This window comes from Streptomyces spororaveus, assembly GCF_016755875.1.
In the GTDB taxonomy this organism is placed as follows: domain Bacteria; phylum Actinomycetota; class Actinomycetes; order Streptomycetales; family Streptomycetaceae; genus Streptomyces; species Streptomyces spororaveus.
In genome coordinates, this window is the sequence record NZ_BNED01000005.1 from 5,801,477 (window position 1) to 5,828,119 (window position 26,643).

Below are 26,643 nucleotides of genomic sequence, written 5' to 3' on the forward strand. Positions count from 1 at the left end.
CCTCCCGAGAGCGCTGACGCAAGGACCGACGGAAATGCCGGTCACTTTTCATATCATCGCGGGCTATTCGGTCTTATGGCCCGTTGAGATGCTCCGGCCGGGGGGTGCGTCGCGGCTGCATGGGGGTGGATTTCTGTACCGACAGGCAGCACCATGCCCGCACCGCACGCGCTACTCATGCGTAACAAGGTAAAGGGGACCCGATGCTGACGGCCCGGCAGAGATCGCAGCCACTTTCGGCACTCCCAGCACTCCCGGCGCTCCTTGCACTCCTGGCGCTCTGCCTGACGCTGTCCGCCCCCGCCCCGGCCCATGCCGCCGGCCGCGCTCAGGCCGCTCCCCGCAATCCGGTGGTCTTCGTGCACGGCTACAACGCCGACCCGGGCGTCTGGGGAGCCCTGCGCGCGGACCTGCGCGCCGACGGGTACACCGACGCGGAGCTCTTCTCCTTCGGCTACGACACCCACCAGTCCGTCAACGAGGTCCTCGCCGGGCGGCTCGGCGCCTACGTCGACCAGGTCCGCCGCGACACCGGCGCCGCCAGGGTCGACGTCGTGGCACACTCCTTCGGCTCGCTGGTCAGCCGCTGGTACGTGAAGTTCGGGGGCGGCGCGGCCACGGTGGACCACTGGGTCTCGCTCGCCGGCCCCAATCGCGGCACCTCCACCGCCTGGGCCTGCGCGCTGTGGGACCAGGCGTGCCGGGACATGACCCCCGGCTCGTACGTGGTGAAGAACCTGAACAGCGGGGACGAGACCCCGGGCGCGGTGAGGTACGCGACCTTCTGGTCCCACTGCGACGAGATCGTCAACCCGGACGACAGCGTCCCGCTGACCGGAGCCGCCAACACGCCGGTCGGCTGTCTGCAGCACAACGACCTGCTCGGCGACGACGGCACCTCGGCCGGGGTCCGCGCCTTCCTCGCCTCCTAGCAGGCGCCCTCCGGGGGCGTCGCCTCCAGGGAGTGGCGCTGGAGCAGCCCGTAGGTGAACTCCGCCACGCACGGCCGCCCCCGCGCGGCGAAGGCCAGGCGCCAGCGGGTCGGTGCGGTGCCCTCCATCGGGCGGACCGGGGCGAAGGCCCGCGCCACCTCGTCCACCGTCGCCGACCAGGGCCGCAGATCGTCCGGCGACTCCAGTACGGGCTCCCGCGCGCCCGGGGCCCGTACCAGCCACTCGTTCCACACGGCCCCGTCCGGCGCGGCCAGCACCTCGAAGCGCAGGTCCGGCCAGAGCGGCAGCGCCCACAGCAGGGCCTCGCACTCCAGATCGCCGATCGTGCGGCGCTCGGCGGACTCCGGCGGGCCGAGCACCGAGCGGTACCGGGCCAGGGACCCGCGGGAGCGGGGGGAGCGGACCATCGCCTGCCAGCGCTTGTTCGCCTCCCGCTGATCCGCGAGCGAGGCGCCCAGCCTGCGGCGGGCCTCGTCGGCGAGGTCCGGCCGGAAGTCGGCCATCCGCCGCAAGAGCACCAACTGGAATCCGGTCGGCCCGAAAGATGTCATGGCGGAAACGATTCCACACAGGATCCTTACGTTCTCGGGATCCGGATGTTGCCGCAGACCACGTAGCCTGCGGGCGCCATGAACTACTGCCACGCATGCCGGAGGCACCTCAACGGCGCACTGGCGTGCGCCGGATGCGGAACCCCCGCCGAGTACCTGATACCCGCCACGGCCACCGCCCCGCCGGCCGCCGTGCCCGCTGCCGAGGCTCCGTACTCCGGGCCCACGCCCGCACTGGCCGAGGTCTTCGCCGACTCGCTCGTCGTGCTGTCCTCACCGAACGAGCGGCGTGCCGGTGCCCGCCGCCGGGTCGCGCACCGGCGCCGCCGCAGGACCGTGCTGTCGCTCTCGCTCGGCCTGCTGCTCGCGGTCGGGGGCTCGATGGCGGTGGCCCGCATGGCCACCGACGGGGAGCGCACGGACCGGGCCGAGAACGTGGTGCTGACCGACGACGGCCCGCAGCAGCCCGCCCCGCTGCCCGACGCTCCGACGGCCGGCGCGCCCACGGGGTCCGGGAAGGCCACGGCGAAGGCCGCCGCCGGGGGGACGAAGACGGCCGGGGCCGCGGCGCCTTCCGGGAGCGCCGCGCAGCCGGGTCCGACCTCGTCCGCCCCCGCGCCCGCGACATCGGGCCCGGCCTCCCGCACCCCCGGCCCGGGGCCGTCCGTACAGGCGAGTGCGTCGGGCAAGCCGTCGCAGAGCGCCACCGCGGGCACGCAGGCACCCCCGCCCCCGCCTCCGGCGTCGCCGACCCCGACCCCCTCGCCGACCAAGAACTGCTGGATCTTCTGCGGCTGGTTCTAAGGCCGTGTCCGCAAAGTCCCGCCTGCCACGCGACGCCTGGCACCGCACCTCGCTGCGTTGTCGGGCACGTCCGAGTACGTCCAGTACACGGACGGCCCTCCGCCGTGCGATGCACGGCGCCGGACGCCGCGTGGCCCGCCCTTCGGGCGGCCGGCGCTCCTGTGCGGACGCGGCCTAGCGGAGCGTCTGAGCCGCGGCCGGGGCCCCCTCGTACGCGGCCTGTACGGGCGCGTACGGGCCCTGCGCGGCCATGGTGTTCTGCAGGTCCGTCAGCCTGCGGACGAAGAGGACGGCGAGTACGGCCGCGGCGACCATGAGCAGGTCGGAGCCGATGCCGAGGGCGGCGGCGGCCCCCCGCTCACCCGGGGTCTCGGCGCGCATGTAGACCATGCCGCTGATGCGGCCGGCGATCGATGCGACGATCCAGACCGCCCACCAGGCCGTGAGGGGCGCGGCGGAGACCCGGACGGGGGAGCCGTCGGGCTTCAGCTGGGTGCTGGCCCGCCAGATCTGCCGTGCGGTGACGAACGGCATGAACAGGTGGGCGACCGGGATGAACCACCAGCCGACGGCCCAGCCGCGGCCCAGGCTGAAGGCGGTGGCCGCGAAGATCTCGCCGTTGACGCGCACACGGTGGAACCACACGAGGAAGACGACGGCGGTGGCGAGGTACGCCAGCAGCTGGAAGATCCCCGCGAGGCCGGTCAGGATGTCCGACAGGTCGGTCATGGAGCTGGAGACCCGGGCGGGGTCCGCGTCGAGGTCGTTCATCAGCGACAGGGTGAAGGCGTTGGTCCCGGCCGAGAGCAGGTTGATCCCGCCCGCCACGCACAGGAGCACGGTCAGCGCGGTCGCGAGGCCCTGGGGCGATCTCAGGACGTCGCCGTACTGCGGTGGCGGCGGTGTTCCGGGCGCGTTGAAGGACATGACGGTGTACCCCCCACGGGAATGTATGACATGGCAAAGCCGCCGGTCAGCCCGTTGCAGGGCCCGGCGCGCGGTCGGCTGAACCTATGCCGTTCCCGGGCCCGCGTCCAGAAGATTCTTCCGGCCGGTGGTGGCCCGCGTGGCGCCGTCAGGCCAGCATGCGCTTGAGCAGGTCCCGCAGGACCGTCCGCTCCTGGGCGGACAGTCCGGCCAGTGGCTCGCGGGCGAAGTCCAGCGACTCGCGCAGCCGCTCCGCGGTCCGCGTGCCCTCCTCCGTGGGGGCGGCCAGCTTCACCCGGCGGTCGGCCGGGTCGGGGCGGCGCTCGACCAGGCCGCGGGTCTCCAGCCGGTCGACGATGCCGGTCACGTTCGAGGGCTCGCACCGCAGCTTCAGCGCGATGCGCCGCATCGGCATGGGCTCCAGGGCGAGCATGTTGAGCACCTTGGCCTGGGCGCCGGTGAGCTGGTGACTGGCGGCCGCGTGCTCGTACTCCATGTGATAGCGGGCCACGACGTCGCCGATGAGTTCGACGACTTCGATGGTCACTGGGTCTATGCGACGACTGGGCATGGAACCAGCGTACCCATTTACTTGACAACATGAAATATCTAGGCGCATGGTTGTTTCACCCAGTGAAGCAATTTCGTTCTGACCAGGAGCGCCGCATGTCTCAGATCCCCGCCGTCAGCCGCGAGTGGCACCTCGTCCGTCGCCCGCAGGGCTGGCCCGTCGCCGAGGACTTCGCCCTGCGCGAGGTGCCCGTGTCCGCCGAGCCCGCCGCCGGCCGGATCCTCGTGCGCAACCTGTACATGTCCGTCGACCCCTACATGCGCGGCCGGATGAACGACGCCAAGTCCTACATCCCGCCCTTCCAGCTCGACGAGCCGATGCAGGGCGGCGCGGTCGGCGAGATCGTCGCCTCCTCCGCCGAGGGCTTCGCCGTCGGCGAGCACGTCCTGCACCCCTTCGGCTGGCGCGAGTACGCGGACCTCGAGGCCGCCCACGCCGTCAAGGTGGACGCCTCGCTCGCCCCGCTCTCCGCCTACCTCGGCGTCCTCGGCATGCCGGGCCTGACGGCCTACGCCGGACTCTTCGAGGTCGCCTCCTTCAAGGAGGGCGACTCCGTCTTCGTCTCCGGCGCCGCCGGTGCCGTCGGCAGCCTCGTCGGCCAGTTCGCCAAGATCAAGGGCGCGTCCCGGGTGATCGGCTCCGCCGGCTCGGACGAGAAGGTGACGCTGCTCACGGAGAAGTACGGTTTCGACGCCGCCTTCAACTACAAGAACGGTCCCGTCGCCGAGCAGCTGCCGGCCGCCGCCCCCGAGGGCATCGACGTCTACTTCGACAACGTCGGCGGTGACCACCTGGAGGCCGCCATCTCCTCGATGAAGGTGAACGGCCGGGCCACCCTGTGCGGCGCGATCGCCGGCTACAACGACACCGAGGCCGCCCCCGGTCCGCGCAACCTGATGCAGGTCATCGGCAAGCGCCTGCGCCTGCAGGGCATCCTCGTCAACGACCACAACGGACTGCAGCAGCAGTTCGTCCAGGACGTCGCCGGATGGCTGCGTTCCGGCGAGCTGCGGTACGACGAGACGGTCGTCGAGGGCGTCGAGAACGCCACCTCCGCCTTCCTCGGCATGCTGCGCGGCGAGAACACCGGAAAGATGATCGTTTCTTTCACCGGTTAGGCTCACTGCACACCGTCGTGATCGTGGGCGCGACTCACGGCGATTACCAGGAGGATTTTCCTTTATGTCCATCCAGCAGTCCGACGTCGCCTACACCGCTGTCGCCACCGCCGAGAACGGCCGCGACGGCCGCGTCGCCACCAACGACGGTCAGCTCGACGTCGTCGTGAACCCGCCGAAGGAGCTCGGTGGCAGCGGCGCCGGCACCAACCCGGAGCAGCTGTTCGCCGCCGGCTACAGCGCCTGCTTCCAGGGCGCCCTGGGCGTCGTCGCGAAGAACGTGAACGCCGACATCTCCGGCTCCACGGTCACCGCCGAGGTCGGCATCGGCAAGAACGACGACGGCTTCGGCCTGATCGTCAAGATCTCCGCCGTGATCCCGAACGTGGACGCCGCCACCGCCAAGGACCTCATCGAGAAGGCCCACGAGGTCTGCCCGTACTCCAAGGCCACCCGCGGCAACATCACCGTCGAGCTCGCCGTCTGATCCGGCGCTCGCAGCGCGAAGGCCGCACCCCGACCGGGGTGCGGCCTTCGCCGTAAACTGGCCCCATGCGTGATCTTGCGGGGGGCTTCCGGTATCTGCTGGCCGGACAGCGATGGGTGTTCCGCCACGGCCGGTGGCTGGGCTTCGGGCTGCTGCCCGGGCTCGTCGCGCTCGTCCTCTACGCCGGCGCCCTGATCGGGCTCGGGTACGGGGCCGACGACCTGACCGCCTGGGCCACGCCCTTCGCCGACGACTGGTCCGCGCCCTGGCTCTCGCTCTTCCGCGGCTTCCTGACCGCCCTGTTCTTCGGCCTCGGACTCTTCCTCGCGGTGATCACCTTCACGGCCGTGACCCTGCTGATCGGCCAGCCGTTCTACGAGTCCCTCTCGGAGCAGGTCGACCGCAGCGAGGGCGGCGAGGTGCCGCAGTCGGGGCTCCCGCTCTGGCTGGAGCTGTGGATCTCGGCCCGGGACAGCGTCAAGGTGCTCGCGCGCGTGCTGCTGTACGGGATCGTGCTCTTCGCCCTCGGTTTCCTCCCGGTGATCGGGCAGACGGTGGTCCCGGTGCTCGGCTTCTGCGTCTCCGGTTACTTCCTGACCCAGGAGCTGACCGCCGTGGCCCTGCAGCGGCGCAAGGTGGAGCTGCCCGACCGGCTGGAGCTGATGCGCTCGCGCCGGCTGCTGGTACTGGGCTTCGGGGTGCCGCTGGTGCTGGCGTTCCTGGTGCCGCTGGTCGCGGTGTTCCTGATGCCCGGCGCGGTCGCCGGGGCCACGCTGATGGCCCGCGACCTCGTACGGACCGACGAGGCCCCGGCCGCCGAAACCACCCCCGCGGGTTTCGGACCGCCGCCGCCCGCGTACTCCTAGGCCGTCTCGGTTCGGGCCGCCTACCGCTTCAGCAGCAGGACGGCCCCCGTCGTGTCCTCCCCGCCGTGCGCGGCCGGGTCCGCGGCGAGCCGCCGGCGCAGCAGGTCCACGTACGGGGAGACCAGCTCGGTGCTGACGCCCTGCTCCTCGGTGGTCCGCAGCATGGTGCCGCTGCCCACGACCTGCATGGCCAGGCTGGACACCACTCCGGAGGTGAAGTCCCCCGAGGTCAGCCGCTCGGCGGCGTTGCCGGCGAAGAAGCCCATCGCGCCGAGCCACTCGGACAGCAGCGGAGCCAGGTCCTTCGGGGCGATGTCCTCGTCCGCGATCAGTGCGTAGGCGTGCGAGATACCGGCGAACATCCCCCACATCGCGCTGAGCAGCGCCACGTCGTGCAGGGCCGCGTGCCCGGGGTCCTCACCGACGAAGCGGGCCCCGGCCGGCACCTCCAGGACGGCCCGGTGGGCTTCGAAGAGCGCGCGGGAGCCGCTGTGGAAGACGTACCCGCCTGCCTCGGGGACGCCGATCATCGTCGGCGTGGCCATGATCCCGCCGTCCAGGTAGCGGGCGCCGCGCGCCTCGGCCCAGGCGGCGCGGGCGCGCGCCTCGCCGGGCGTGCCGGTGGTGAGGTTGACGAGGTCCTTGCCGGTCAGGTCGATGCCGTCGAGGGCGGCGCCGACGCTGGCGTCGTCCAGCAGGCAGACCACGACCAGCGGGCTCGCGGCGACCGCGTCGGCCGCGGTCGCCGCGACGGACGCCCCTTCGGAGGCCAGGGCCCCGGCCTTGGCGGCGGTGCGGTTCCAGACGGTCAGGGAGTGTCCGGCGGCGAGCCAGGTGCGGGCGAGGGCGGTGCCCATGTCGCCGAGGCCGAGGAGGGTGAGGGAATGGTGCGGCGTGGTGTCGGTCATGACGATTAGCCTGGTGGCGGGCGGTGGAGCGCTCAAGTACGCACTTCGGAGTGGGTGGTTACCCCGAGGTGAGCGAGCAGGTGGGGAGGGGTGTGCGGTGGCACGAAGGCCTGGTGCGGAACACTGCGGGATCTCCGCGGCGATGTCCGTGATCGACGGGAAGTGGAAGGTGTCGCTCCTGTGGGTGCTGGATCAGCGGCCCCACCGGTTCGGTGAACTGCGCAGGCTCGTCCCGGGTGTCTCCGAGAAGGTGCTCGCCGCCCAGCTGCGCGAGCTGGAGACGGACGGCATCGTGCACCGCGAGGTGTACGAGGAGGTCCCGCCGCGCGTCGAGTACTCCCTGACCCCGCTGGGCCAGGACCTGAACACGGCCCTGAAGCCTCTGGGGGCGTGGGGCGGCAAGCACCTGCTGGCCGACACCGCGTGAGCGCCTACGTGCGCGGCTGCACCCACAGCGCCTCGGCGACGGCGCACAGTTCGCCGTCGGCGGTGGCCACGGCCGTGCCCACGGTGTACTTGCGGCCCGAGCTCGACCGCATCCAGGCGTAGGAGATCAGCCCCTTGCCCACCGGAACCGGCCGCAGCAGCCGGGCACCGAGCGCGGCGGTGACCGCACCGGCCCCGCGGCCGTCGAGCAGCCGCCCGGCCGCGTTCCCGGGGCAGTCCAGCGCGCCCCACACCAGCTCGGGCGGCAGCAGCCCGTCCGCACCGCCCAGTCCGGGGGCGGGGGTCCAGGCCGAGGCGACCAGCTCGCGGCCCGGCACGGCACCGCAGTGCAGGCGCAGCCCGGTGGCGGGCGTCCGGTCCAGGCCGCAGCCGAAGCAGTCGGGCTGACCGTCCGGCGGGTCCGCCCGGAAGGCCTCGGCGGCCGCCACGGCCCGGTCCCAGGAGGGGGCTTCGGGGATGTCCGCGCCGGGGGACCCGACCGGGGTCGCCACGGCCAGCAGCAGCTCGCCGTCCGTCAGCTCGCAGCCGCCGTCCACGGTCGCGGCGAGCCGCACCGGCGCCCCGGTCGGCACGGGCCGCCGGAAGTCCACCCGTACGTCCGCGGCGGCGGCGCGGGAGGCGAGTACGCCCGCCACGTAGCCGCCGAAGGCCACCCCCGGATAGCCGTGGAGGTGTTCCGGCACCGTGATCGTCTCGAAGTCGCTCATGGCGCCCACCTCATCACACCCGGCCCGTGGCGACGGAGGCCGTCACCACCGAGGGCGTACGGTCGTCCGCCTCGGCCAGCAGGGCACCGCCCGGGGCCCACACGGCCGAGCGGCCGCAGCCGGTCCACGCGCCGGCCCGGCCGACGTGGTTGGCGAGGACCACGTACAGGCCGTGCTCCCGCGCGATCCCCGGGTGCACGGTGGCGCGCTCACGGATCCCGTCCCCCGTCCCGTACAGGGAGCTCGCCAGATGGACCCGGCAGCCGTCGGCGGCGCCCCGGCCGGGCAGTTCGGGGAAGTGGTTGTCGAAGCAGATGCCCAGGGAGAAGCGGATTCCGCCGAGTTCGAAGCGCCCGTCGGCCTCGCCGCGCTCGAAGACCTCCTGCTCGTGCCGGTACAGGTGCTGCTTCGCGTACGTCGTCACGTGCGCGCCGTCCGCGTCGTGGACCAGCGTCGCGAGGGCGGGCCGCGGGCCGCCGGTGGGCAGGGCCACGTTCACCGCGGTGGCGATCCCCGCGGAGCGCAGCGGATCCAGCCGGGGGTCGTCGGCGGCCGTCCACAGGCCCGGGTCGGCGGCCAGCGCGGCGAGCTCGTAGCCGGTGAGCGCGAGCTCGGGGAACACCACCAGCGCGGCCCCCTGCGCGCGGGCCTCGGCGGCGAGGTCCGCGGCCCGCGCGACATTGGCGCGGACGTCGGCGGGCGTGCAGGTCAGCTGGGCTGCGGCGATCTTCACCAGGTCAGGATGCCAGCCCGGCGGCGACCTCCTGGAGCAGGGCCAGGAAGACGAGGGCGGCGGGGGAGGGGGTGATCCCGCGCGGGGTGGCGGCGTAGATCCGGCGGCGCGGGGTGTCGTCCGGGTGCAGGGGGACGAGCGCGAGGTCGGCCCGCGCCGAGGAGGCGGCGAGGGCCGGGACCAGGGTGACGCCGAGCCCGGCCGCGACGAAGCCCTGCTTGGCGATCCAGTCGGCGGCGACGAAACCGGTGCGCGGGCGGAAGCCGCCGGCGAGCGCGGAGTGCATCAGGGTCTCCTCGGGCCGGGTGTCGGCCGCGATCCACTCCTCGTCGGCCAGCTCGGCCAGCCGTACACCGGCACGCCCCGCGAGCCGGTGGCCGCCCGGCAGGGCCACGTACATCCGCTCGTCCAGCAGGTGGTGCGGGGTGCAGCCGCCGGGCGGCTCCGCGGAGGTGCAGGCGACGACGGCGAGGTCGAGGTCCCCGGCGGCGAGCAGGGCCAGGTGCTTGGCGGAGGGGCCCTCGGTGCGGCTGACGGCCACGGCGGGGTGGCGGGCCCGGAAGGCTGCCAGCGTGCGGGGCAGCAGGGCGGCGTCGGCGGTGGAGAAGGCGCCGATCCGCAGCCGCCCGGCGCCGAGGGTGCGCAGCGCGTCGAGTTCGGCGCGGGCCGTGCGCAGCCGCTCGCCGACGGCCTCGGCGTGCGGGAGCAGGACGCGGCCGGCCTCGGTCAGCCGGACCCCGCGGGGCAGCCGGTCGAAGAGCGGGGTCCCCCACTCGTCCTCCAGGGTCTGGACCTGCCGGGAGACCGCGGACTGGGTGTAGCCCAGGGACCGGGCGGCGGCGGTGAGGGAGCCCAGGCGGGCCACGCGCAGGAAGACCTCGTACAGGCTGTGCGAAGAGGGCATGCGGGCCATGTTAGACATTCGCCGCTCGCATGGCGGGGCCGTGTCCGGTGTCATGACCGGGCCGGGCACGGGCAGTTGAGCCCGTCACGGTGGATCAATCTGCCTAAACTGCCTGTGTGATCTTCATTGTGGTGAAATTCCCCGTCAAGCCCGAATACGTCGACGCGTGGCCCGACAAGGTCGCGCCCTTCACCCGCGCCACCCGCGCCGAACCCGGGAACCTCTGGTTCGAGTGGTCGCGCAGCCTGGAGGAGCCGGACACCTACGTCCTGGTCGAGGCCTTCCAGGACGACGCCGCCGAGGCGCACGTCACCTCGGAGCACTTCCGCGCCGCGCTGGAGACCATGCGGCCGATGGTGACCCGTACGCCCGAGATCGTCAGCACCACCATCGAGGGTGCGAACGGCTGGAGCCGGATGGGCGAGCTCCGGATCGACTGAGCCGCCTCCGGGAGCGACGGCCTACCCCCGGGTGCCGTCCGGGCCCCGCAGCAGGGTCAGGAAGGAGCGGAAGGCGGCGGGCATGTCCACCGATTCGGGGGCCAGCAGCCACTGGTACTGGAGGCCGTCCATGACCGCCGTCAGCAGCGGGGCCACCTGCTCCGGGGTGAGGCCGGACGGGAGGCGGTCACCGAACTCGGCGCGCAGCACCGCCGCCATCTCCGAGCGGACCTGGGCGTAGCGCTCGGTGAAGAATTCCCGGGCCGGGTGTCCGTCGGTGACGCTCTCGCCCAGCAGCGCGGAGAAGGTCTGCACGATGCCGGGGCGCATGGCGTTGTACTCGACCAGCGAGTCCAGCAGGTCCAGGCGCCAGGTGTCGGCGGCGGAGCGCGAGCCGCCGCCCGTGTCCCAGCGGTCGCGTTCCTCCAGCACCGCGACGAGCAGGGCCTCCTTGGTCGGGAAGTAGTGCAGCAGCCCCTGCTGGGTCAGGCCCACGCGTTCGGCGACGGTGGCCAGGGACGCGCCCCGGTAGCCGCGCTCCGCGATCACCTCGACGGCCGCGCGGACGATCTCCCCGCGGCGCTCCTCGCTCCTCGCCCTGACCATCGGCCCGCACCCCTTCCCTTCACGCGCTGCGCCCTGCCCACAGGACCGTACGGCATCTAAATGTCACGAACACATTACGAACCCTACCGTTCAACAGGTAACAGGTCCACGATGGGGGCACCGCACCGCACTCAACGAGGAGGCACGGCCGTGACCGATGCCGATCAGGTCCGCGATCAGATACGCAACGACGCCGTCGAGGCGGCGCTGGGCAAACTGGACCTCGACACCAAGACCCGGATCCTGGCGGGCCAGGGCATGTGGTCCCTTCCCGCCGTCCCCGCGATCGGGCTGGAGTCCCTGGTCTTCTCCGACGGGCCCATCGGGGTCCGCGGCGTGCGCTGGACCGCCGACGACCCGTCCGTCGCCCTGCCGTCCCCGACCGCGCTCGCCGCGGCCTGGGACCCGGAACTCGCCCGCCGTGCCGGCCGGCTCCTCGCCCAGGAGGCCCGCCGCAAGGGCGTGCACGTCCTCCTCGCGCCCACCGTCAACCTGCACCGCTCCCCGCTCGGCGGCCGGCACTTCGAGTGCTACTCCGAGGACCCGTACCTCACGGGCGCCATCGGATCCGGCTATGTGAACGGCATCCAGGACGGCGGGGTCGGCACCACCGTCAAGCACTACGTCGGCAACGACGCCGAGACCGACCGGTTCACGGTCGACAGCGTCATCGCCCCCCGCCCGCTGCGCGAGCTGTACCTGGCCCCCTTCGAGGCCATCGTCGCCCATGCCCGCCCCTGGGGCATCATGACCGCCTACAACCAGGTCAACGGCACGACGATGACCGAGCACCAGTACCTCGTGAACGAGGTCCTGCGCGCCGAATGGGGCTTCGACGGCTGCAACGTCTCCGACTGGATGGCCGCCCGCTCCACCACCGGCGACATCCTCGGCGGCATGGACGTGGCCATGCCCGGCCCCACCACCGTCTACGGCCCCGCCCTCGCCGAGGCCGTCCGCGCCGGAGAGGTCCCCGAGTCCGCCGTGGACGAGGCCGTGCGCAACGTACTGCGCCTCGCCGCCCGCGTCGGCGTCCTGGAAGGCGCCCCGGCGGCCGTCGAGGAGCCCCCGGCCCCGATCGACGGCCAGGCGCTGGCCCGTGAGCTCGCCGCACGCGGCTTCGTCCTGGTCCGCAACGAGGGGGCGCTGCCCCTCGACGCCGCCGCCGGCACCGTCGCCCTCTCCGGCGCCGCCGCCCGTGACGCCCGCGTCCTCGGCGGCGGCTCCGCCACCGTCTTCCCCGAGCGGATCGTCTCCCCGCTCGACGGCCTCGCCGCCGCCCTCCCCGAGGGCGCCCTCACCTACGCCATCGGTGCCGACCCCTCCGACGAGCTCACCCCCGCCGGCCAGGGCTTCGAGCTCCACGCCGTCTGCCGCGACGCCTCCGGGACCGTCCTCGGCGAGGCCGGCCTGCCGTCCGGCCAGGTCCAGTGGATCGGCGACGACCTGCCCGCGGGCGTCACGTACGAGACGATGGCGAGCATCGAGGTCCGCGGGACGTTCGTGCCGCGCGAGAGCGGCGAGCACGCCTTCGGCACCCGCGGACTCGGTGCCTTCGCCCTCGCGGTGGGCGGCGAGCGGCTGTGGAGCGGCGTCCAGGAGATGGGCGACGAGGCCGACCCCTTCGAGGCCTTCTTCGGCGCCCCCAGCGAACGCGCCCGCGTCACCCTCGCCGAGGGCGAGCCGGTCGAGGTGTCACTGACCTTCCAGGTCCCCGACATGAGCGCCCTGCCGCTCAGGGCGATCATGTTCTCGCTGCTCCACCTCGGGCCGCCGCGCGACGCCGACGAGCTGATCGCCGAGGCCGTGGCCGCCGCCCGCGAGGCCGACACCGCCGTCGTGGTCGTCGCCACCACCGAGCGCGTGGAGTCCGAGGGCTTCGACCGCCGGGACCTGACCCTCCCCGGCCGCCAGGACGACCTGGTGCGCGCCGTCGCCGCCGTGAACCCGAACACGGTGGTCGTCGTCAACGCGGGCTCCCCGGTGGAGCTCCCCTGGCGTGAGGACGTGGCCGCCGTCCTGCTGACCTGGTTCCCCGGACAGGAGGGCGGGGCCGCACTGGCCGACGTACTCCTCGGTACCGCGGAGCCGGGCGGACGGCTGCCCACCACCTGGCCCGCCCGGTTCGCCGACGCGCCCGTCACCGAGGTCGTCCCCACCGACGGCCGCCTGGAGTACCGCGAGGGGCTCTTCATCGGCTACCGGGCGTACGAGAAGCACGCCGTGACCCCCGCCTACCCCTTCGGGCACGGACTCGGCTACACCGACTGGGCGTACGACTCCCTGGAGGTCACCGCCGACACGGTCCGGGTCCGCCTCACCAACACCGGTACCCGGCCCGGCCGCGAGGTCGTCCAGGTCTACCTGGCGCCCGCCGACGGCTCCGTGGAGCGCCCGGCGAGCTGGCTGGCCGGCTTCGCGAGCGTCGCGGCGGGCCCCGGCGAGAGCGTCGCGACCGAGATCGCCCTGCCCGCCCGGGCCTTCGAGATCTGGGACGAGGAGGCCCGCGGCTGGCGGCGGATCAGCGGCACCTACGAGGTCCGCGCGAGCCGCTCGCACGGTGACACCCGGCTGACCGCGACGCTCGACCTCGCGTGACACGCCGTATGGCCGGAAATCACCCCTGAAAACCGTCCGGGGACGGGACCTGACACCCGTCCCCGGACCCTCCGGGCGGCCCGGGCGTCAACGCGGCGGTTCGGCCGCCGTCACCTGGCGGTGCGCCAGTTCCGCGAGCCGCGCCTGCCCGTCCTTGCCCGGATGGAACCAGTCCCAGCGGCTCAACTGATCCGCCGCGAAGGGGTACTGGAACACCGCGCCGCCGTCGTAGCGGCACAGCGCGTCCTTCGCGCAGACCTCGCGCAGCACCTCGTTGTACTCCACCACCCGCGCCCGCACCTGCTCGCGCCGGGACGTCGCCCGCGTGGCCGCCGACAGCGGATCGGCGAGCATGGACTGACAGATCCCCAGCTTCCAGACCTGCCGCACCATCGGCAGGTCCTTGCCCTGCTCCCACAGCCGTTGCAGGTCCGGCACGCTGGAGACGTACACCTGGGAGGCGGGGGAGGCGGCCCGCAGGTCCGCCATCGCCTTCTCGAACCCGGCCCGGAAATCCGCCACCGGGGTCATCGACGAAGCCGTGGGCCGGCAGGCATCGTTCGAGCCCACCATCACCGTGACCAGGTCGGGCTTGTGCGCGGCGGCCCCGGCCAGCTGGGCCGGCAGGTCCGCCATCCGCGAGCCGGTCACCGCGTAGTTCCAGCTGCGGTCGGGTGCCTGGGCGTCCCCCAGCAGCCGGGCGGCCAGGGAGCGGACCGCCGGGTCGTTCCCGGTGGCCCAGGAGACCTCCGGGCAGTCGGCCAATACCGAACAGGCGTCGAACCCGCGCGTGATGGAGTCGCCGACGGCCGCGATCGAGGTGGGCGCCGTGTTCCAGCGCGGCGCGCTCTGCGCTCCCCGCTCCCCGCCCTGCTCGCCCGACCCGCCCGAGTCGCAGCCGGTCGCCGCCCCGGCCAGCAGCACGACCGCCGCGCCCGCGCCCGCGAGAGACCGGCGCGCGCGGCGGCGTGGAGCGGTGGTGCGCATGGGAAGGGCCCCTCCTTGTCGCCCCCGCATCGTTCGGGGGGTCCTGCTGAGTGAAAGCTCTGCGCTTACGGGTCTTGGAGCGACCGTACGTCACACCATGACCCCTGGCGCACGGCAGCTTTTTCCCGTGGCGTTTCGGCCGCAGGTTCCGTAGCGCAATGTCAAATAATTTCCGTTACATTACATCACGTCACATACTGTCCGTTTTCTGGAGTTTATTCCCGACCTCGTCCCACACTGGAGGTCCCGGTGACGACACGTGGAGTTCTGTACGTGCATTCCGCACCGCGCGCGCTCTGCCCGCACGTGGAATGGGCTGTTGCGGGCGTGCTCGGGGTGCGGGTGAACCTCGACTGGATCAGACAGCCCGCCTCCCCGGGCACCTGGAGAGCCGAGTTCTCCTGGCAGGCCGAAGCGGGCACCGCCTCGAAACTCGCCTCCGCGCTGCGCGGCTGGCACCTGCTGCGCTTCGAGGTGACCGCGGAACCGTGCCCGACCGCCGAGGGCGAGCGCTACAGCTCCACCCCGGAGCTCGGCATCTTCCACGCCGTCACCGGCATGCACGGCGACATCCTGATCCCGGAGGACCGGCTGCGCGCCGCTCTCGCCCGTTCCGCACGCGGCGAGACCGACCTGGAGGCGGAGATCGCCAAACTGCTCGGCAAGCCGTGGGACGACGAACTGGAGCCCTTCCGCTACGCGGGCGAGGGCGCTCCCGTCCGCTGGCTCCACCAGGTGGTCTGAGCCCCGGCGGACACGCGAAAGGCCCACCCGGATTCACCGGGTGGGCCTTTCGCGTGTCCTGCGCGGGTACTAGACCGTGCGGAAAGCCAGGGTCACGTTGTGTCCGCCGAAACCGAAGGAGTTGTTGATCGCGGAGATCGGGCCGTCGGCCGGCAGCTTGCGCGGCTCGCCGACGACGATGTCCGCGTCGATGTCCTCGTCGAGGTCGTCGATGTTGATCGTCGGCGGGGCCAGCCGGTTGTACAGCGCCAGCACGGTCGCGACGGTCTCGATACCGCCCGCGCCGCCCAGCAGGTGACCCGTCATCGACTTGGTCGCGGAGATCGCGATGTGGTCGAGGTCGTCGCCCAGGACCTTGCGCAGGGCCTTCAGCTCGGCCGTGTCACCCTGCGGGGTCGACGGGCGTGCGCGTTCAGGTGGACCAGCTCGGCCGGGTCGAGACCCGTGTTGTCGAGCAGGTTCTGCACGGCGGCGGCGACACCGCGGCCGGTCGGCTCGGGCTGCGCGATGTGGTGGCTGTCCGCGGACAGACCCTGGCCCAGCACCTCGCAGTAGACCCGGGCGCCGCGCGCGGCGGCGTGCTCGGCGGACTCCAGGACGACGACGCCCGCGCCCTCGCCCAGTACGAAGCCGTCACGGGCCTTGTCGTACGGACGGGAAGCCTGCTCGGGGTTCTCGTTGTTCTTGGACATCGCCATCATGTTGGCGAACGCGGCGATCGGCAGCGGGTGGATCGCCGCCTCGGTGCCGCCCGCGACGACCACGTCGGCACGGCCGGAACGGATCATCTCGACGGCGTAGCCGATGGCCTCGGCACCGGACGCGCAGGCGCTGACCGGAGTGTGCACGCCCGCCTGGGCGTTGACCTCCAGGCCGACGTTGGCGGAGGGGCCGTTCGGCATGAGCATGGGGACGGTGTGCGGGGAGACCCGGCGCACACCCTTGTCCTTCAGGACGTCGTACTGGTCGAGCAGGGTGGTGACACCGCCGATGCCGGAGGCGATCACGGTGCCCAGACGCTCGGGAGCGATGAAGGCGCCCTCGTCCGTCTCTTCGCCGGCCGGAGTGGTGTAACCGGCGTCGGCCCACGCCTCGCGGGCCGCGATGATGGCGAACTGCGCCGAGCGGTCCAGCTTGCGGGCCAGCGGCCGGGGCAGGACCTCACTCGGGTCGACGGCGGCCCGAGCGGCGATGCGTACCGGGAGTTCGGCGAAGCGCTCGCCCTCCAGGGGCTTGACGCCGGAACGGCCGGCAAGCAGACCTTCCCAGGTCGAAGCGCTGTCGCCACCCAGCGGAGTGGTTGCGCCGATACCGGTGACGACCACGGTGCGATTGGTCGGGCTCACAGGAATTCTTTCTCCACGTCTCAGGGGGTGCTGAATTGTCACGGCGCCACCGCCAGGTGGCGACAAACGCTCGTCAGGCTCAGGCCTGGTGCTTCAGGATGTAGTCAGCGGCGTCGCCGACCGTCTTGAGGTTCTTGACGTCCTCGTCCGGGATCTTGACGTCGAAGCGCTCTTCGGCGGCGACGACGACCTCGACCATGGAGAGCGAGTCGACATCCAGGTCGTCGGTGAAGGACTTGCCGATCTCGACGTCCTCGGTGGGGATACCGGCGATCTCGTTGACGATCTCCGCGAGACCCTCGACGATCTCTTCCTGCGTGGCGGCCATGTGGCGCTCCTTCTCTAGCTAACTGGGGTGGAACAGGGCGGGATGTGGATCCCGGCCCTAGGGGAGGGTAACGACCGTCGCGGCGTAGACGAGTCCCGCCCCGAAGCCGATGACGAGCGCGGTGTCGCCGCTCTTCGCCGCTCCGGTCGCCAGGAGCCGCTCCATGGCGAGCGGGATCGAGGCGGCCGAGGTGTTGCCGGTGGTCTCCACGTCACGGGCGACCGTGACGTGCTCCGGCAGCTTCAGAGTCTTCACCATCGAGTCGATGATCCGCATGTTCGCCTGGTGCGGAATGAAGACGTCCAGGTCATCCGCGGTGATCCCGGCGGCGTCGAGCGCCTGCTGGGCCACCTTGGCCATCTCGAAGACGGCCCAGCGGAAGACCGCCTGACCCTCCTGCGTGATGGCCGGAAACTTCTCGCCGCCGTCCTTGCCGAGGTACTCGTCCCACGGCACGGTCTGCTTGATCGTCTCGGACTTGTCGCCCTCCGAACCCCACACCGTGGGGCCGATGGCCGGCTCGTCCGAGGGACCGACGATCACGGCGCCGGCGCCGTCACCGAACAGGAAGGCCGTCGCGCGGTCCTCCAGGTCGGTCAGGTCCGAGAGCCGCTCCACGCCGATGACCAGCACGTACTCGGCGGAACCTTCCACCACCAGACCCTTGGCCAGGGTCAGGCCGTAGCCGAAACCGGCACAGCCGGCGGAGATGTCGAAGGCGGCGGGCTTGCCCGCCCCGATCCGGTGCGCGATCTCGGTCGCGACGGCCGGAGTCTGCTTGAAGTGCGAGACCGTCGAGACGATCACGGCACCGATCTGCTCCGGGGCGACACCGGCGTCGGCCAGCGCCTTCCCCGAGGCCTCCACCGACATCGCGGCGACGGTCTCCTGGGGCGAGGCCCAGTGCCGGGTCGCGATGCCGGAGCGGGAACGGATCCACTCGTCGGACGAGTCGATGGTCTCGAGGATGACCTCGTTGGGCACCACACGGGTCGGGCGGTAGCCGCCGACACCGAGGATGCGGGCGTAAGGGGAGCCCTTGGCCGGCTTGATCTTGGACATGCTGTGTGGGCTCCTTCTCTCAGGCCGTCAGTTCGGCGATGAGCGCCGCGGCCTTGTCGAGATCGTCCGGGGTCTTCAGACCCACGCTCGGTACGCCCTTCAGCGCGCGCTTGGCCAGACCCGTCAGGGTGCCACCGGGGCAGAGCTCGATGATTCCCGTGACGCCCAGCTCGGCGAACGTCTCCATGCACAGGTCCCAGCGGACCGGGTTGGCGACCTGGCCGACCAGGCGGGCGACGACGTCGGCGCCCGTGGTGACGACGAGGCCGTCCTTGTTCGAGACGTACTTCAGCGCCGGGTCCGCCGGGGTGAGGGCCTCGGCGGCCTTCTCCAGCGTGGCGACCGCGGGGGCCATGTGGTGCGTGTGGAACGCGCCCGCGACCTTGAGGGCGACGACCTTCATGGAGCCTTCGGGCTTGTCGGCCTCCAGAGCGGCGATCTGCTCCATCGTGCCGGCGGCCACGATCTGGCCCGCGCCGTTGATGTTGGCGGGCGTCAGACCCAGCTTCTCCAGGTGTGCGACGACCACGTCACGGTCACCGCCGAGGACCGCGGCCATGCCGGTCTCGGTGACGGCGGCCGCCTCGGCCATGCCCAGACCGCGGGTCCGGACGAACGACAGCGCGTCGGCCTCCGACAGCACGCCGGCGTAGGCGGCGGCGGTGATCTCACCGACGCTGTGGCCCGCGACGGCGCCGAAGGCGGCCGGGGAACCGAGCGCGGACGCGGACAGCAGACCCGCGGCGACCAGCAGGGGCTGGGCCACGGCCGTGTCGCGGATCTCGTCGGCGTCTGCGGCGGTGCCGTAGTGGGCGAGGTCCAGCCCGATGGCGTCCGACCACGCGGCGACGCGGTCAGCGGCACCGGGAAGTTCGAGCCAGGGAGTCAAGAAGCCGGGCGTCTGAGCGCCTTGGCCGGGAGCGACGAGTACGAGCACCCTCACACTCTCTCTTGTGGATGGTCCCTGCCGCCCGTGGGGACAGGGACCAAGAACCGTCGGGGTAATTGTTGATGTCCGACAAAAGTCTAGGACTGGGGGTCGCCGTCGGCCAGACGCCCGAGAATCAGGGCGATTCGCAGCGTGAACGCCGAGCGGACATCAGAAGGAGACCATCCGGTGACGTCGGTCACACGTCGCAGCCGGTAGCGCACCGTGTTGGGGTGCACGAACAGCATCCGCGCCGCCCCTTCCAGGCTGCTCGCCTGCTCCAGGTAGACGCTCAGGGTCTCCAGCAGTGCGGACCCCGCCTCCTCCAGTGGTCTGTAGATCTCCTCCACCAGCTGATCCCTGGCGGCGGGATCGGAGGCGATGGCCCGTTCCGGCAGGAGATCGTCCGCCAGGACCGGCCGAGGGGCATCCTGCCAGGCCGTGCACGCTTTCAGCCCGGCCGCCGCGGCCTGCGCCGACTTCGTCGCGTTCAGCAGGTCGGACACCACCGGTCCGGCCACCACCGGACCCGCCGCGAACGGACCGATCAGCGACTTGGCCACCTGGATCGGGTTGTCGCTGCCGCCCGCGATGACGACCAGCCGGTCCCCGAGCACACCCGTGAGGACCTGGAGCTTGTGGTGCCTGGCCGCGCGCCGGATCGCCTCGACCGTCAGCTCGCTGTCGCCCTCCGGCGCCGTGCCGAGCACCACGCACACGTGCTCGGGCGAGTTCCAGCCCAGCGCCGCAGCCCGCGACAGCGCACCCTCGTCCGCCTCGCCGGACAGCACCGCGTTGACGACCAGGGACTCCAGCCGGGCGTCCCAGGCCCCGCGCGCCTCGGCGGCCTGCGCGTACACCTGGGCGGTCGCGAAGGCGATCTCCCGGGCGTACACCAGCAGCGCCTCGCGCAGGATCGACTCGTCGCCCGGGGCCGCCACCTCCTCGATCGCGGTCTCCATGACCTCGATCGTGGTGCGGACCATCTCGACGGTCTGCCGCAGGGTGATGGCCCGCGTCAGCTCGCGCGGAGCCGTCCCGAAGACGTCGGTGGAGATGGCCTGCGGGGTCTCCGGGTGCCTGAACCACTCCGTGAACGCGGCGATACCGGCCTGGGCGACCAGGCCGATCCAGGACCGGTTCTCGGGCGGCATGGCCCGATACCACGGCAGGGTCTCGTCCATGCGCGCGATCGCGTTGGCGGCCAGCCGCCCCGCGGACTTCTCCAGTCGGCGGAGCGTCGCGGTGTGCGGATGGGCGGGGGCGGGATGCGCGGCATGTGGGGCGGGCGAATGCTCACGTTCGGGTTGGGACACGTGACAAGACTGCCTTATCGGGACGGGTACGCGGAGTCCGGTCCCGACCGCGGCCCCGCGCCCCGGCCACCGGCGGGGTCTACCGTGGCGTCCATGATTGATGTTCGCCCCGGCGCCGACCGGTACGAGGGCGGGGACCCGGCCACCGGGATCACCACCCGGCACGCCTTCTCCTTCGGCTCTTTCTACGACCCGGACAATCTGCGCTTCGGCCCGGTCCTGGCCTGCAACGAGGAGACCCTCGCGCCGGGCGCCGGCTTCGACGAGCACCCGCACAGCCACACGGAGATCGTGACCTGGGTGATCGAGGGCGAACTCACCCACCAGGACAGCACCGGCGAGAAGAGCGTGGTGCGGGCCGGGGACGTCCAGCGGCTCAGCGCCGGATCAGGGGCGCGGCACGTGGAGCGCAACGACGGCACCGGGCGGCTGCGCTTCGTGCAGATGTGGCTCGCCCCCCTCGCCGCGGGCGGCGAGCCCTCGTACGGGGTCGTCCGGGAGATCGCCGACGCCGCGCCCTACGAGGTCCCCGCGGCCGGCGCCGTACTGCACGTGCGGCGGCCCGGCGCGGGCGAGCGCGTCGCCGTACCCGCCGCGGACCGGGTGTACCTGCACGTGGTGCGCGGGGACCTGCGCCTGGACGGGGCGGAGCTGGGCCCCGGGGACGCGGTACGGATCACCGCCGAGCGGGACCTCGAGGTCGTCGCCGGATCCCCGGGGGAGCTGCTGATCTGGGAGTTCGCCGCCGAGGCGGCCCCGGCTGCCCCGGCCCCCTAGCGGGAGCGGAGCTCGGCCAGTACCGCGTCGGTGAACGGGGTCCAGGCCTCGGCGGCCCACGGGCCGAAGGGCCGGTCCGTCAGCGCCACGCACGCGGCGCGCGCGTCCGGGTCCACCCACAGGAAGGTGCCTGCCTGGCCGAAGTGGCCGAAGGTGCGCGGCGAGGAGGAGGCGCCCGTCCAGTGCGGGGACTTGTGGCCGCGGATCTCCAGGCCGAGGCCCCAGTCGTTGGGGGACTGGTGCCCGTAGCCCGGCAGGACGCCCTTGAGCCCGGGGTGCACGACGGAGGTGGCCTCGGCGACCGTACGGACGTCCAGCAGCCGCGGCGCCTGCAGCTCGGCGGCGAACCGCAGCAGGTCGGAGACGGTCGAGACGCCGTCCTTGGCGGGCGAGCCCTCCAGGGTGGTCCGCTCCATGCCCAGCGGTTCGAAGACCGCCTGGTGCAGGTACTCCGCGAAGGGGATGCCGGTGGCCTTGGCGATGTGGTCGCCGAGCTCCTCGAAACCGGCGTTCGAGTACAGCCGGCGCTGCCCGGGCGGGGCCGACACCCGGTGCTCGTCGAAGGCCAGGCCGCTGGTGTGCGCGAGCAGGTGACGGACCGTGGACCCCTCGGGCCCGGCCGGCTCGTCCAGCTCGATCGCCCCTTCCTCGTACGCGACGAGGGCGGCGTACGCGGCGAGCGGCTTGGTGACCGATGCCAGGGCGAACCGGTGGTCGACGGGCCCGTGGGAGCCGGCCAGGCTCCCGTCGGCCCGTACGACGGCCGCCGCGGCGGCCGGCACCGGCCAGGTCTCGATGATCCGCAGGCTTTCCATGCCGTTCCCGGCCTCCACGCTGTCCATGCCGCCGAGCCTACTTGCTTGGAGTGCACTCAAGGGTTTTAGCGTGGAGCCATGAGCCAGAGCCTGACGCAGACCCGGTACACGATCAGCGAGGTCGAGGCCCGGACCGGTCTGACCCAGCACACCCTGCGCTGGTACGAGCGGATCGGCCTGATGCCGCACGTGGACCGGTCCCACTCGGGCCAGCGGCGCTTCACCGACAAGGATCTCGACTGGCTTGCCTTCGTGGGCAAGCTGCGGGCCACGGGGATGTCGGTGGCAGACATGGTGCGGTACGCCGAGCTGGTCCGCGAGGGCGAGCACACGGTCGGGGAGCGCCGGGAGCTGCTGGAACGCACGCGCCGAGAGGTGCGCTCGCGGATCACGGAGCTCACGGACGCACTCGCCGTACTGGATTACAAGATCGATATGTATGCCATGAAAACGGTCTCGGGGAAGGCACAGCAATGACGGAGCACGGCACCACCCTCGAACAGGTCGAGCTCGGCAAGGGCGGCCCGCTGGTCGGCGTCCAGGGGCTCGGCTGCATGGGCATGAGCGAGTTCTACGGCGACACCGACGAGGCGGCGGCCCGGGAGACCCTTGAGGCGGCACTGGCCGCCGGGGTCACCCTCTTCGACACCGCGGACGTCTACGGGCGGGGCCGCAACGAGGAGTTCCTGGCGCCCTTCGTGGCCGCGCACCGGGACGAGATCACGCTGGCGACCAAGTTCGCCATGGAGCGCACCGACGACCCGCACTACCGGGGTGTCCGCAACGACCGCGACTACGTCCGCGCGTCCGTGGAGGCCAGCCTGCGCCGGCTCGGCGTGGACGTCATCGACCTGTACTACATGCACCGGCGCGACCCGGCCGTGCCCTTCGCCGAGTCGGTCGGCGCCATGGCGGAACTGGTGCGCGAGGGCAAGGTGCGTCACCTCGGCCTCAGCGAGGTCACCGGAGCGGAGCTGCGCGAGGCGTACGCCGTGCACCCGATCGCGGCGCTCCAGTCGGAGTGGTCGCTGTTCAGCCGGGACGTGGAGCGCAGCGCGGTGGGCGCGGCGGCGGAGCTCGGGGTGGCGATCGCCGCGTACTCCCCGCTCGGCCGCGGCTTCCTGACCGGCTCCTTCGCCGACGCGTCCGCGGAGCTGTCGCAGGACGACTTCCGGCGTCACCAGCCGCGGTTCAACGGCGACAACGCGAAGGCCAACGCGGCGCTGCTGACCCCCGTCCGGGAGATCGCGGGCGAGCGCGGGGCCAGCCCGGCGCAGATCGCCCTGGCCTGGGTGCAGCAGCGGGCGGCCGTGCACGGGCTGACCGTGGTCCCGATCCCGGGCACCCGCAAGGCCGCGCGGCTGCGCGAGAACACCGAGGCGACCCGGATCACCCTCACGCGGGCCGAGCTGGACCTGCTGGAGCCGATCGCCGCGCAGGTCGCCGGCGACCGCTACCCGGACATGAGCTCCACCTCGGTGGCCCGCGAGGGCTGAGCCGCCCTCCGGGCCCTCCGCGCCCCCTTAGAGGGACTCGGCGGCGAACCGGTCCCGCAGCGCCGCGTACTCCGCGTCGGTGAGCAGCCCCGCCGTGTGCAGCTCGCTCAGGTGCCGCAGCCGGTCGTCGCCGGAGCGGGCCCGCGGCACGGCGGCGACCGGGGTACGCGCGCGCAGGGCGGCCAGGACGGCCGCGGCGAACGGCAGCGACTCGTGCACCGCTCCGTAGCCCGTGCCGAAGACGGCCGCCGCCAGGTCGTGGTCCGGGCGGGGATCACCGGTGGTGTCCCGCTGCAGCAGCCGCAGGTGCCCGCCGGGGCCCTCCGGGGAGCACCACTCGACGCCGGTGAGCGCGGCCAGCGGGAAGCGCTGGTCGCCCGCCTTCCACTTGCTGGTGGAGGCGCCGGTACGGGACCACTGGAAGGTGACCGCCGAGCCGTCGAAGCCCACCCGGGCGTCGTACGCCTTCAGGTGCAGCGGCGGCTGCGGCACGTCGACGAGGAAGCGCGCGGACGGTTCCGCGGCATCCGGTCCGAGCCGGGACCGCAGCTCCTCGGCGAAGGCGGCGGCGGCCGGCGCCCGGTCGCCCGGCAGCACCAGCCGGTACGGGTCGCAGGCCTCCTTGAGCTGCCCGGCGGCAGCCTCCATCAGCGGATCCGCGCCCGGCCGCGGGACGGCACGCAGAACCACCGTGTCCCGTTTGCCTCCGGTCACGGTCACTGTCACGGCGGACACCGCTTCGAGAGGAATCCGGCGTGAGCCCAGGGCATGCCAGAGTCTCGGCAGCCTCGGCGTTCTGATCCCCCGTGCGAAGCGGATGAGCACCGAGTCCGAGTCGAACTCCCAGACGGCATGGTTTCCGGCCAGTACGTCACCCATGCGGCACATCGTAAACGGCGGCGCCCCCGCGCGTCCCCCCGGTTGCGAGGACCGATTTCCGCGCCTCTACGCGCGTCAGTCCTGCTCTGTCCCGGAAATCCCTCGCCGGCAGGCATCGTTCCCGGTCGCGCAGACAACGGAAGAGAACGCGCCGGTTCCGATCCTGGCGAAGTTGTCCATCGAGTCCGTACCTGGCGCGAAATAGCCGGTGTGACTCTTGGCCCGGGCCGAGGACAGCAGCCGCGCGCCGAACGCCGGGGACACCGGATCGGCGCCGTGACCCAGCCCGCCGACCTCCAGGTGCGGTACGTCCGCGATCCAGTCGCCCTCGTCACGCGTCGCCCAGACCCGCGCCGAGGTGTGCAGTCCGGCGACGTTCTCCGCGCGCATCCCGGGGCTGCCCGCCACCACCACGTCGGTCACCCGGCGCGGCAGCTCGTGCGCCGCGACCCCGCAGACCACCGACCCGTAGCTGTGGCAGAACAGCGCCACGCTCGCGTTCCCGGGCAGGGCCGCGGTCAGGGACTTCAGCAGGACGGCGCCGTCGAAGGCCATACGGCCCGTGGCGGCGTCCACGCCGACCCCGGTGGGGGCGGTGTAGCCGGCCCAGGCGATGACCGCGGTCCGGCTGTCCGGCTGGGCCGCGCGCTGGGCCGCGTAGAGCGACTCGGCCATGCCGACCGGGGAGGTCAGACGGCGCTGGGTCCGCTCGAAGGTGAGTACGTCGGTGTCGACCCCGGGGACGATCACCGAGACGCGCTCGGCCCCGGTGAGGTCACCGAAGACCTCGGCCACGCGGCCGTTGCCGGTCGGGTCGAAGGCGAAGATCTGCCGGGCCGGGTCGGCGAGGGAGGCGAAGCGGTGAGAGCGCCGGGTGGCCGTGGACCGGTCGGCGGGGGTCAGCGCGACATCGCGGCTGCGCGTCTCCTCGACCTGGCGGGCCAGCTCCAGGCCCCGCAGGTTGGCCCGGTAGCGGAGGGAGGCGGGGGCCCCGTCGAGATTGCCCACGACGAGCGGGTAGCCGTCGGCGAGACGGGCGCGCTGGGCACCGTCGAGGCTCGCGAAGAAACGCGCCACCGTCCGTGCCGGGGCGTCCGCGGGCGGCACCGGGCGGCCGTCGATCCGGGCCTTGGCCCAGGCACCGAGGGCGGCGACCCGCATCGGGGTGCCCTCCTCGGGCCGGTGCACGGCCGTCCAGCCGGTGGTGGCCAGCATGATGAAGACCACCGCGAGCGCGAGCAGGGCGCGCAGCGCGGCAGGGCGCGGGTCGGCGCCGAGGGCGGTGGGGTGGGCAAGGCCGGGCAGGTTCACTGTGACCAGCGTATGAGACGTCTTACGCCACAGAGGTGCCGGGTGACAGGACTCACGGCCGACCGTGGGACCGCGTGAGGCCCGCTCGGGGGAGCCCGCGGCGCGCCGGCGGAGCGGACGGCGGCGGCCTTCCGGCTACGCGGGACCGCGCCAACTGGAGGTCAGGGCCGGGCCGATCCGGTCGAGGTAGGTCTCCGTCAGCCCCCGGATCGACTCCACGCTGGTGTCCTCGCCCCGCCCCCAGAGCCGTCCCGTGACCCGCATCACGCCGCAGAACGCGGCGACGGCGACCCGCGGCCTCGGATCGGCGTCCACGTCCAGTCCCTCGCGGGCGCCGATCAGCCGGGAGATCCGCTCCTCCAGCTCGGTGGAGCGCCGCAGGTGCACGGCGAGCAGGGCCGGGGTGGACTCGATCAGCCGGTAGCTGCGCATGTAGAGATCGACCGGGACCACCTCGGACAGGGCCACCTCGACGCTGTCCCAGGCGGCGAGCGCCGCGCCCCGCATGGCCTCGAAGGGCCCCTCGGCGGCCGGCCGGGCGTGCAGCTCGGCCACGAACCGCGACTCGACCAGCTCCTGGAGGGCGAAGACGACCTCCTCCTTGTTGGCGAAGTAGCGGAAGAAGGTGCGCTGGGACACGTGCACGGCGTCGGTGATCTCGTCGACGGTGGTGCGTTCGTATCCCTGGGAGAGGAACAGCAGGAGGGCGGCGCGCAGCAGCGCGTTCCGGGTGCGCCGTTTCTTGCGCTCGCGCAGTCCGGTCGCCGGCGCGGCCGTAGCCGACCGCTCGTCGATCACCACCGCGGGGCTCCTTTCTGACGCCGAGTGGGCGGTCAGCGTACCGGTGACCGAAGGGGTGGCGGCCGCTGCGTTGAGCCGTTTGCGACGTGCCGTCCGAGGACCCCCGCCCCTGCCCGCGAGAACGCTCCTGCCTGACACGTTCGGGTCGGGACCGCCCGGGCCCGCACCCCGGCCGGGGCGCCGACGGGACCGGCCCGCAGGCTTCCGGAAGCGTCAACTCCGTAGGGACGAAG

The 26,643-nt window shown here is 72.6% G+C and carries 29 protein-coding genes and 1 pseudogene; 12 read left to right on the forward strand and 18 right to left on the reverse strand.

The genetic code is table 11. The annotated features are described in order from the left end of the window. Positions 1–203 precede the first annotated feature (203 nt). Positions 204–932, forward strand: a complete 729-nt coding sequence (locus Sspor_RS28595; protein WP_202201678.1) for an esterase/lipase family protein — start codon at positions 204–206, stop codon at positions 930–932. Here the strand turns inward: Sspor_RS28595 and Sspor_RS28600 are convergent. Beyond that, positions 929–1,504: a hypothetical protein gene (locus Sspor_RS28600; protein ID WP_202201679.1), complete on the reverse strand. Its 576-nt coding sequence runs from the start codon at positions 1,502–1,504 to the stop codon at positions 929–931. The two genes, Sspor_RS28595 and Sspor_RS28600, sit on opposite strands and share 4 nt — an antisense overlap. Positions 1,505–1,582: 78 nt before the next feature. Here Sspor_RS28600 and Sspor_RS28605 point away from each other — a divergent pair, with 78 nt between their 5' ends. After that, positions 1,583–2,308 (forward strand): SCO2400 family protein, encoded by a 726-nt coding sequence (locus Sspor_RS28605; RefSeq protein ID WP_202201680.1) that lies wholly within the window; start codon positions 1,583–1,585, stop codon positions 2,306–2,308. A gap of 174 nt (positions 2,309–2,482) precedes the next feature. On the opposite strand, the gene Sspor_RS28610 is transcribed toward Sspor_RS28605, so the two are convergent. Both Sspor_RS28610 and Sspor_RS28615 read right to left on the reverse strand, forming a co-directional pair. After that, positions 2,483–3,235, reverse strand: coding sequence for a DUF4328 domain-containing protein (locus tag Sspor_RS28610; RefSeq protein ID WP_202201681.1), 753 nt, complete (start codon positions 3,233–3,235; stop codon positions 2,483–2,485). A gap of 148 nt (positions 3,236–3,383) precedes the next feature. After that, positions 3,384–3,806 (reverse strand): MarR family winged helix-turn-helix transcriptional regulator, encoded by a 423-nt coding sequence (locus Sspor_RS28615; protein ID WP_202201682.1) that lies wholly within the window; start codon positions 3,804–3,806, stop codon positions 3,384–3,386. A gap of 95 nt (positions 3,807–3,901) precedes the next feature. Here Sspor_RS28615 and Sspor_RS28620 point away from each other — a divergent pair, with 95 nt between their 5' ends. The 3 genes from Sspor_RS28620 to Sspor_RS28630 all read left to right on the forward strand — a co-directional run bounded on the left by Sspor_RS28620 (position 3,902) and on the right by Sspor_RS28630 (position 6,277). After that, positions 3,902–4,924, forward strand: a complete 1,023-nt coding sequence (locus tag Sspor_RS28620; RefSeq protein WP_202201683.1) for an NADP-dependent oxidoreductase — start codon at positions 3,902–3,904, stop codon at positions 4,922–4,924. Between the two features lie 64 nt (positions 4,925–4,988). Beyond that, the gene (locus Sspor_RS28625) at positions 4,989–5,411 is read left to right on the forward strand and encodes an organic hydroperoxide resistance protein (protein WP_202201684.1); all 423 of its coding nucleotides are present in this window, start codon (positions 4,989–4,991) and stop codon (positions 5,409–5,411) included. Between the two features lie 65 nt (positions 5,412–5,476). Then, entirely contained in the window at positions 5,477–6,277 is an 801-nt protein-coding gene (locus Sspor_RS28630) for an EI24 domain-containing protein (RefSeq protein ID WP_202201685.1), read from the forward strand. A 20-nt stretch (positions 6,278–6,297) separates the two neighbouring features. Here the strand turns inward: Sspor_RS28630 and Sspor_RS28635 are convergent, their stop codons facing one another. Beyond that, the gene (locus Sspor_RS28635; RefSeq protein ID WP_202201686.1) at positions 6,298–7,185 is read right to left on the reverse strand and encodes an NAD(P)-dependent oxidoreductase; all 888 of its coding nucleotides are present in this window, start codon (positions 7,183–7,185) and stop codon (positions 6,298–6,300) included. Positions 7,186–7,327: 142 nt separating this feature from the next. Between Sspor_RS28635 and Sspor_RS28640 the strand changes: the two genes are divergently transcribed. Beyond that, entirely contained in the window at positions 7,328–7,612 is a 285-nt protein-coding gene (locus Sspor_RS28640; protein ID WP_202203917.1) for a winged helix-turn-helix transcriptional regulator, read from the forward strand. 4 nt (positions 7,613–7,616) lie between these two features. On the opposite strand, the gene Sspor_RS28645 is transcribed toward Sspor_RS28640, so the two are convergent. The 3 genes from Sspor_RS28645 to Sspor_RS28655 are packed head-to-tail and all read right to left on the reverse strand — an operon-like array spanning position 7,617 to position 9,976. Continuing rightward, the gene (locus Sspor_RS28645; protein WP_202201687.1) at positions 7,617–8,339 is read right to left on the reverse strand and encodes a PaaI family thioesterase; all 723 of its coding nucleotides are present in this window, start codon (positions 8,337–8,339) and stop codon (positions 7,617–7,619) included. Between the two features lie 13 nt (positions 8,340–8,352). Then, entirely contained in the window at positions 8,353–9,072 is a 720-nt protein-coding gene (locus Sspor_RS28650) for a carbon-nitrogen hydrolase family protein (RefSeq protein ID WP_202201688.1), read from the reverse strand. Positions 9,073–9,076: 4 nt separating this feature from the next. Beyond that, positions 9,077–9,976 (reverse strand): LysR family transcriptional regulator, encoded by a 900-nt coding sequence (locus Sspor_RS28655; RefSeq protein WP_308295864.1) that lies wholly within the window; start codon positions 9,974–9,976, stop codon positions 9,077–9,079. Positions 9,977–10,092: 116 nt separating this feature from the next. On the opposite strand from Sspor_RS28655, the gene Sspor_RS28660 reads away from it, so the two are divergent. After that, positions 10,093–10,416: a putative quinol monooxygenase gene (locus tag Sspor_RS28660; protein WP_202201690.1), complete on the forward strand. Its 324-nt coding sequence runs from the start codon at positions 10,093–10,095 to the stop codon at positions 10,414–10,416. Positions 10,417–10,437: 21 nt separating this feature from the next. On the opposite strand, the gene Sspor_RS28665 is transcribed toward Sspor_RS28660, so the two are convergent. Continuing rightward, a complete protein-coding gene (locus Sspor_RS28665; protein ID WP_202201691.1) occupies positions 10,438–11,022 on the reverse strand; it encodes a TetR/AcrR family transcriptional regulator in 585 nt (194 codons plus the stop codon). A gap of 111 nt (positions 11,023–11,133) precedes the next feature. On the opposite strand from Sspor_RS28665, the gene Sspor_RS28670 reads away from it, so the two are divergent. Further along, positions 11,134–13,620, forward strand: a complete 2,487-nt coding sequence (locus Sspor_RS28670; protein WP_202201692.1) for a beta-glucosidase — start codon at positions 11,134–11,136, stop codon at positions 13,618–13,620. An 87-nt stretch (positions 13,621–13,707) separates the two neighbouring features. Here Sspor_RS28670 and Sspor_RS28675 read toward each other — a convergent pair whose 3' ends face one another. After that, the gene (locus tag Sspor_RS28675) at positions 13,708–14,607 is read right to left on the reverse strand and encodes an SGNH/GDSL hydrolase family protein (RefSeq protein ID WP_202201693.1); all 900 of its coding nucleotides are present in this window, start codon (positions 14,605–14,607) and stop codon (positions 13,708–13,710) included. Positions 14,608–14,856: 249 nt separating this feature from the next. Between Sspor_RS28675 and Sspor_RS28680 the strand changes: the two genes are divergently transcribed. Continuing rightward, a complete protein-coding gene (locus Sspor_RS28680; protein ID WP_030160508.1) occupies positions 14,857–15,351 on the forward strand; it encodes a DUF3145 domain-containing protein in 495 nt (164 codons plus the stop codon). Positions 15,352–15,420: 69 nt separating this feature from the next. On the opposite strand, the pseudogene Sspor_RS28685 reads toward Sspor_RS28680, so the two are convergent. The 5 genes and pseudogenes from Sspor_RS28685 to Sspor_RS28705 form a co-directional block, all read right to left on the reverse strand. Continuing rightward, positions 15,421–16,697: pseudogene (locus tag Sspor_RS28685) on the reverse strand (beta-ketoacyl-[acyl-carrier-protein] synthase family protein). Between the two features lie 79 nt (positions 16,698–16,776). Then, positions 16,777–17,025 (reverse strand): acyl carrier protein, encoded by a 249-nt coding sequence (locus Sspor_RS28690; protein WP_052875529.1) that lies wholly within the window; start codon positions 17,023–17,025, stop codon positions 16,777–16,779. Positions 17,026–17,082: 57 nt separating this feature from the next. Then, positions 17,083–18,087, reverse strand: coding sequence for a ketoacyl-ACP synthase III (locus Sspor_RS28695; protein WP_033225975.1), 1,005 nt, complete (start codon positions 18,085–18,087; stop codon positions 17,083–17,085). A gap of 19 nt (positions 18,088–18,106) precedes the next feature. Then, positions 18,107–19,024, reverse strand: coding sequence for an ACP S-malonyltransferase (locus Sspor_RS28700; protein ID WP_202201694.1), 918 nt, complete (start codon positions 19,022–19,024; stop codon positions 18,107–18,109). Positions 19,025–19,113: 89 nt separating this feature from the next. After that, complete coding sequence (locus tag Sspor_RS28705; RefSeq protein ID WP_202201695.1) at positions 19,114–20,331, reverse strand: PucR family transcriptional regulator; 1,218 nt, start codon at positions 20,329–20,331, stop codon at positions 19,114–19,116. Positions 20,332–20,424: 93 nt separating this feature from the next. Between Sspor_RS28705 and Sspor_RS28710 the strand changes: the two genes are divergently transcribed. Next, entirely contained in the window at positions 20,425–21,108 is a 684-nt protein-coding gene (locus Sspor_RS28710) for a pirin family protein (RefSeq protein WP_202201696.1), read from the forward strand. Here the strand turns inward: Sspor_RS28710 and Sspor_RS28715 are convergent. Next, the gene (locus tag Sspor_RS28715; RefSeq protein ID WP_202203918.1) at positions 21,105–21,923 is read right to left on the reverse strand and encodes a serine hydrolase domain-containing protein; all 819 of its coding nucleotides are present in this window, start codon (positions 21,921–21,923) and stop codon (positions 21,105–21,107) included. The genes Sspor_RS28710 and Sspor_RS28715 overlap by 4 nt on opposite strands. A 78-nt stretch (positions 21,924–22,001) precedes the next feature. Between Sspor_RS28715 and Sspor_RS28720 the strand changes: the two genes are divergently transcribed. Further along, positions 22,002–22,400, forward strand: a complete 399-nt coding sequence (locus Sspor_RS28720; protein WP_202201697.1) for a MerR family transcriptional regulator — start codon at positions 22,002–22,004, stop codon at positions 22,398–22,400. Continuing rightward, positions 22,397–23,419 (forward strand): aldo/keto reductase, encoded by a 1,023-nt coding sequence (locus tag Sspor_RS28725; protein WP_202201698.1) that lies wholly within the window; start codon positions 22,397–22,399, stop codon positions 23,417–23,419. Before Sspor_RS28720 ends, Sspor_RS28725 begins: the two co-directional genes overlap by 4 nt. Positions 23,420–23,446: 27 nt before the next feature. Here Sspor_RS28725 and Sspor_RS28730 read toward each other — a convergent pair whose 3' ends face one another. The 3 genes from Sspor_RS28730 to Sspor_RS28740 form a co-directional block, all read right to left on the reverse strand. Beyond that, complete coding sequence (locus Sspor_RS28730) at positions 23,447–24,307, reverse strand: DUF4429 domain-containing protein (protein WP_202201699.1); 861 nt, start codon at positions 24,305–24,307, stop codon at positions 23,447–23,449. A gap of 66 nt (positions 24,308–24,373) precedes the next feature. Then, a complete protein-coding gene (locus Sspor_RS28735) occupies positions 24,374–25,525 on the reverse strand; it encodes an alpha/beta hydrolase (protein ID WP_372499818.1) in 1,152 nt (383 codons plus the stop codon). Positions 25,526–25,744: 219 nt separating this feature from the next. Next, positions 25,745–26,410, reverse strand: coding sequence for a TetR/AcrR family transcriptional regulator (locus Sspor_RS28740; RefSeq protein ID WP_237404067.1), 666 nt, complete (start codon positions 26,408–26,410; stop codon positions 25,745–25,747). Positions 26,411–26,643: the final 233 nt, after the last annotated feature.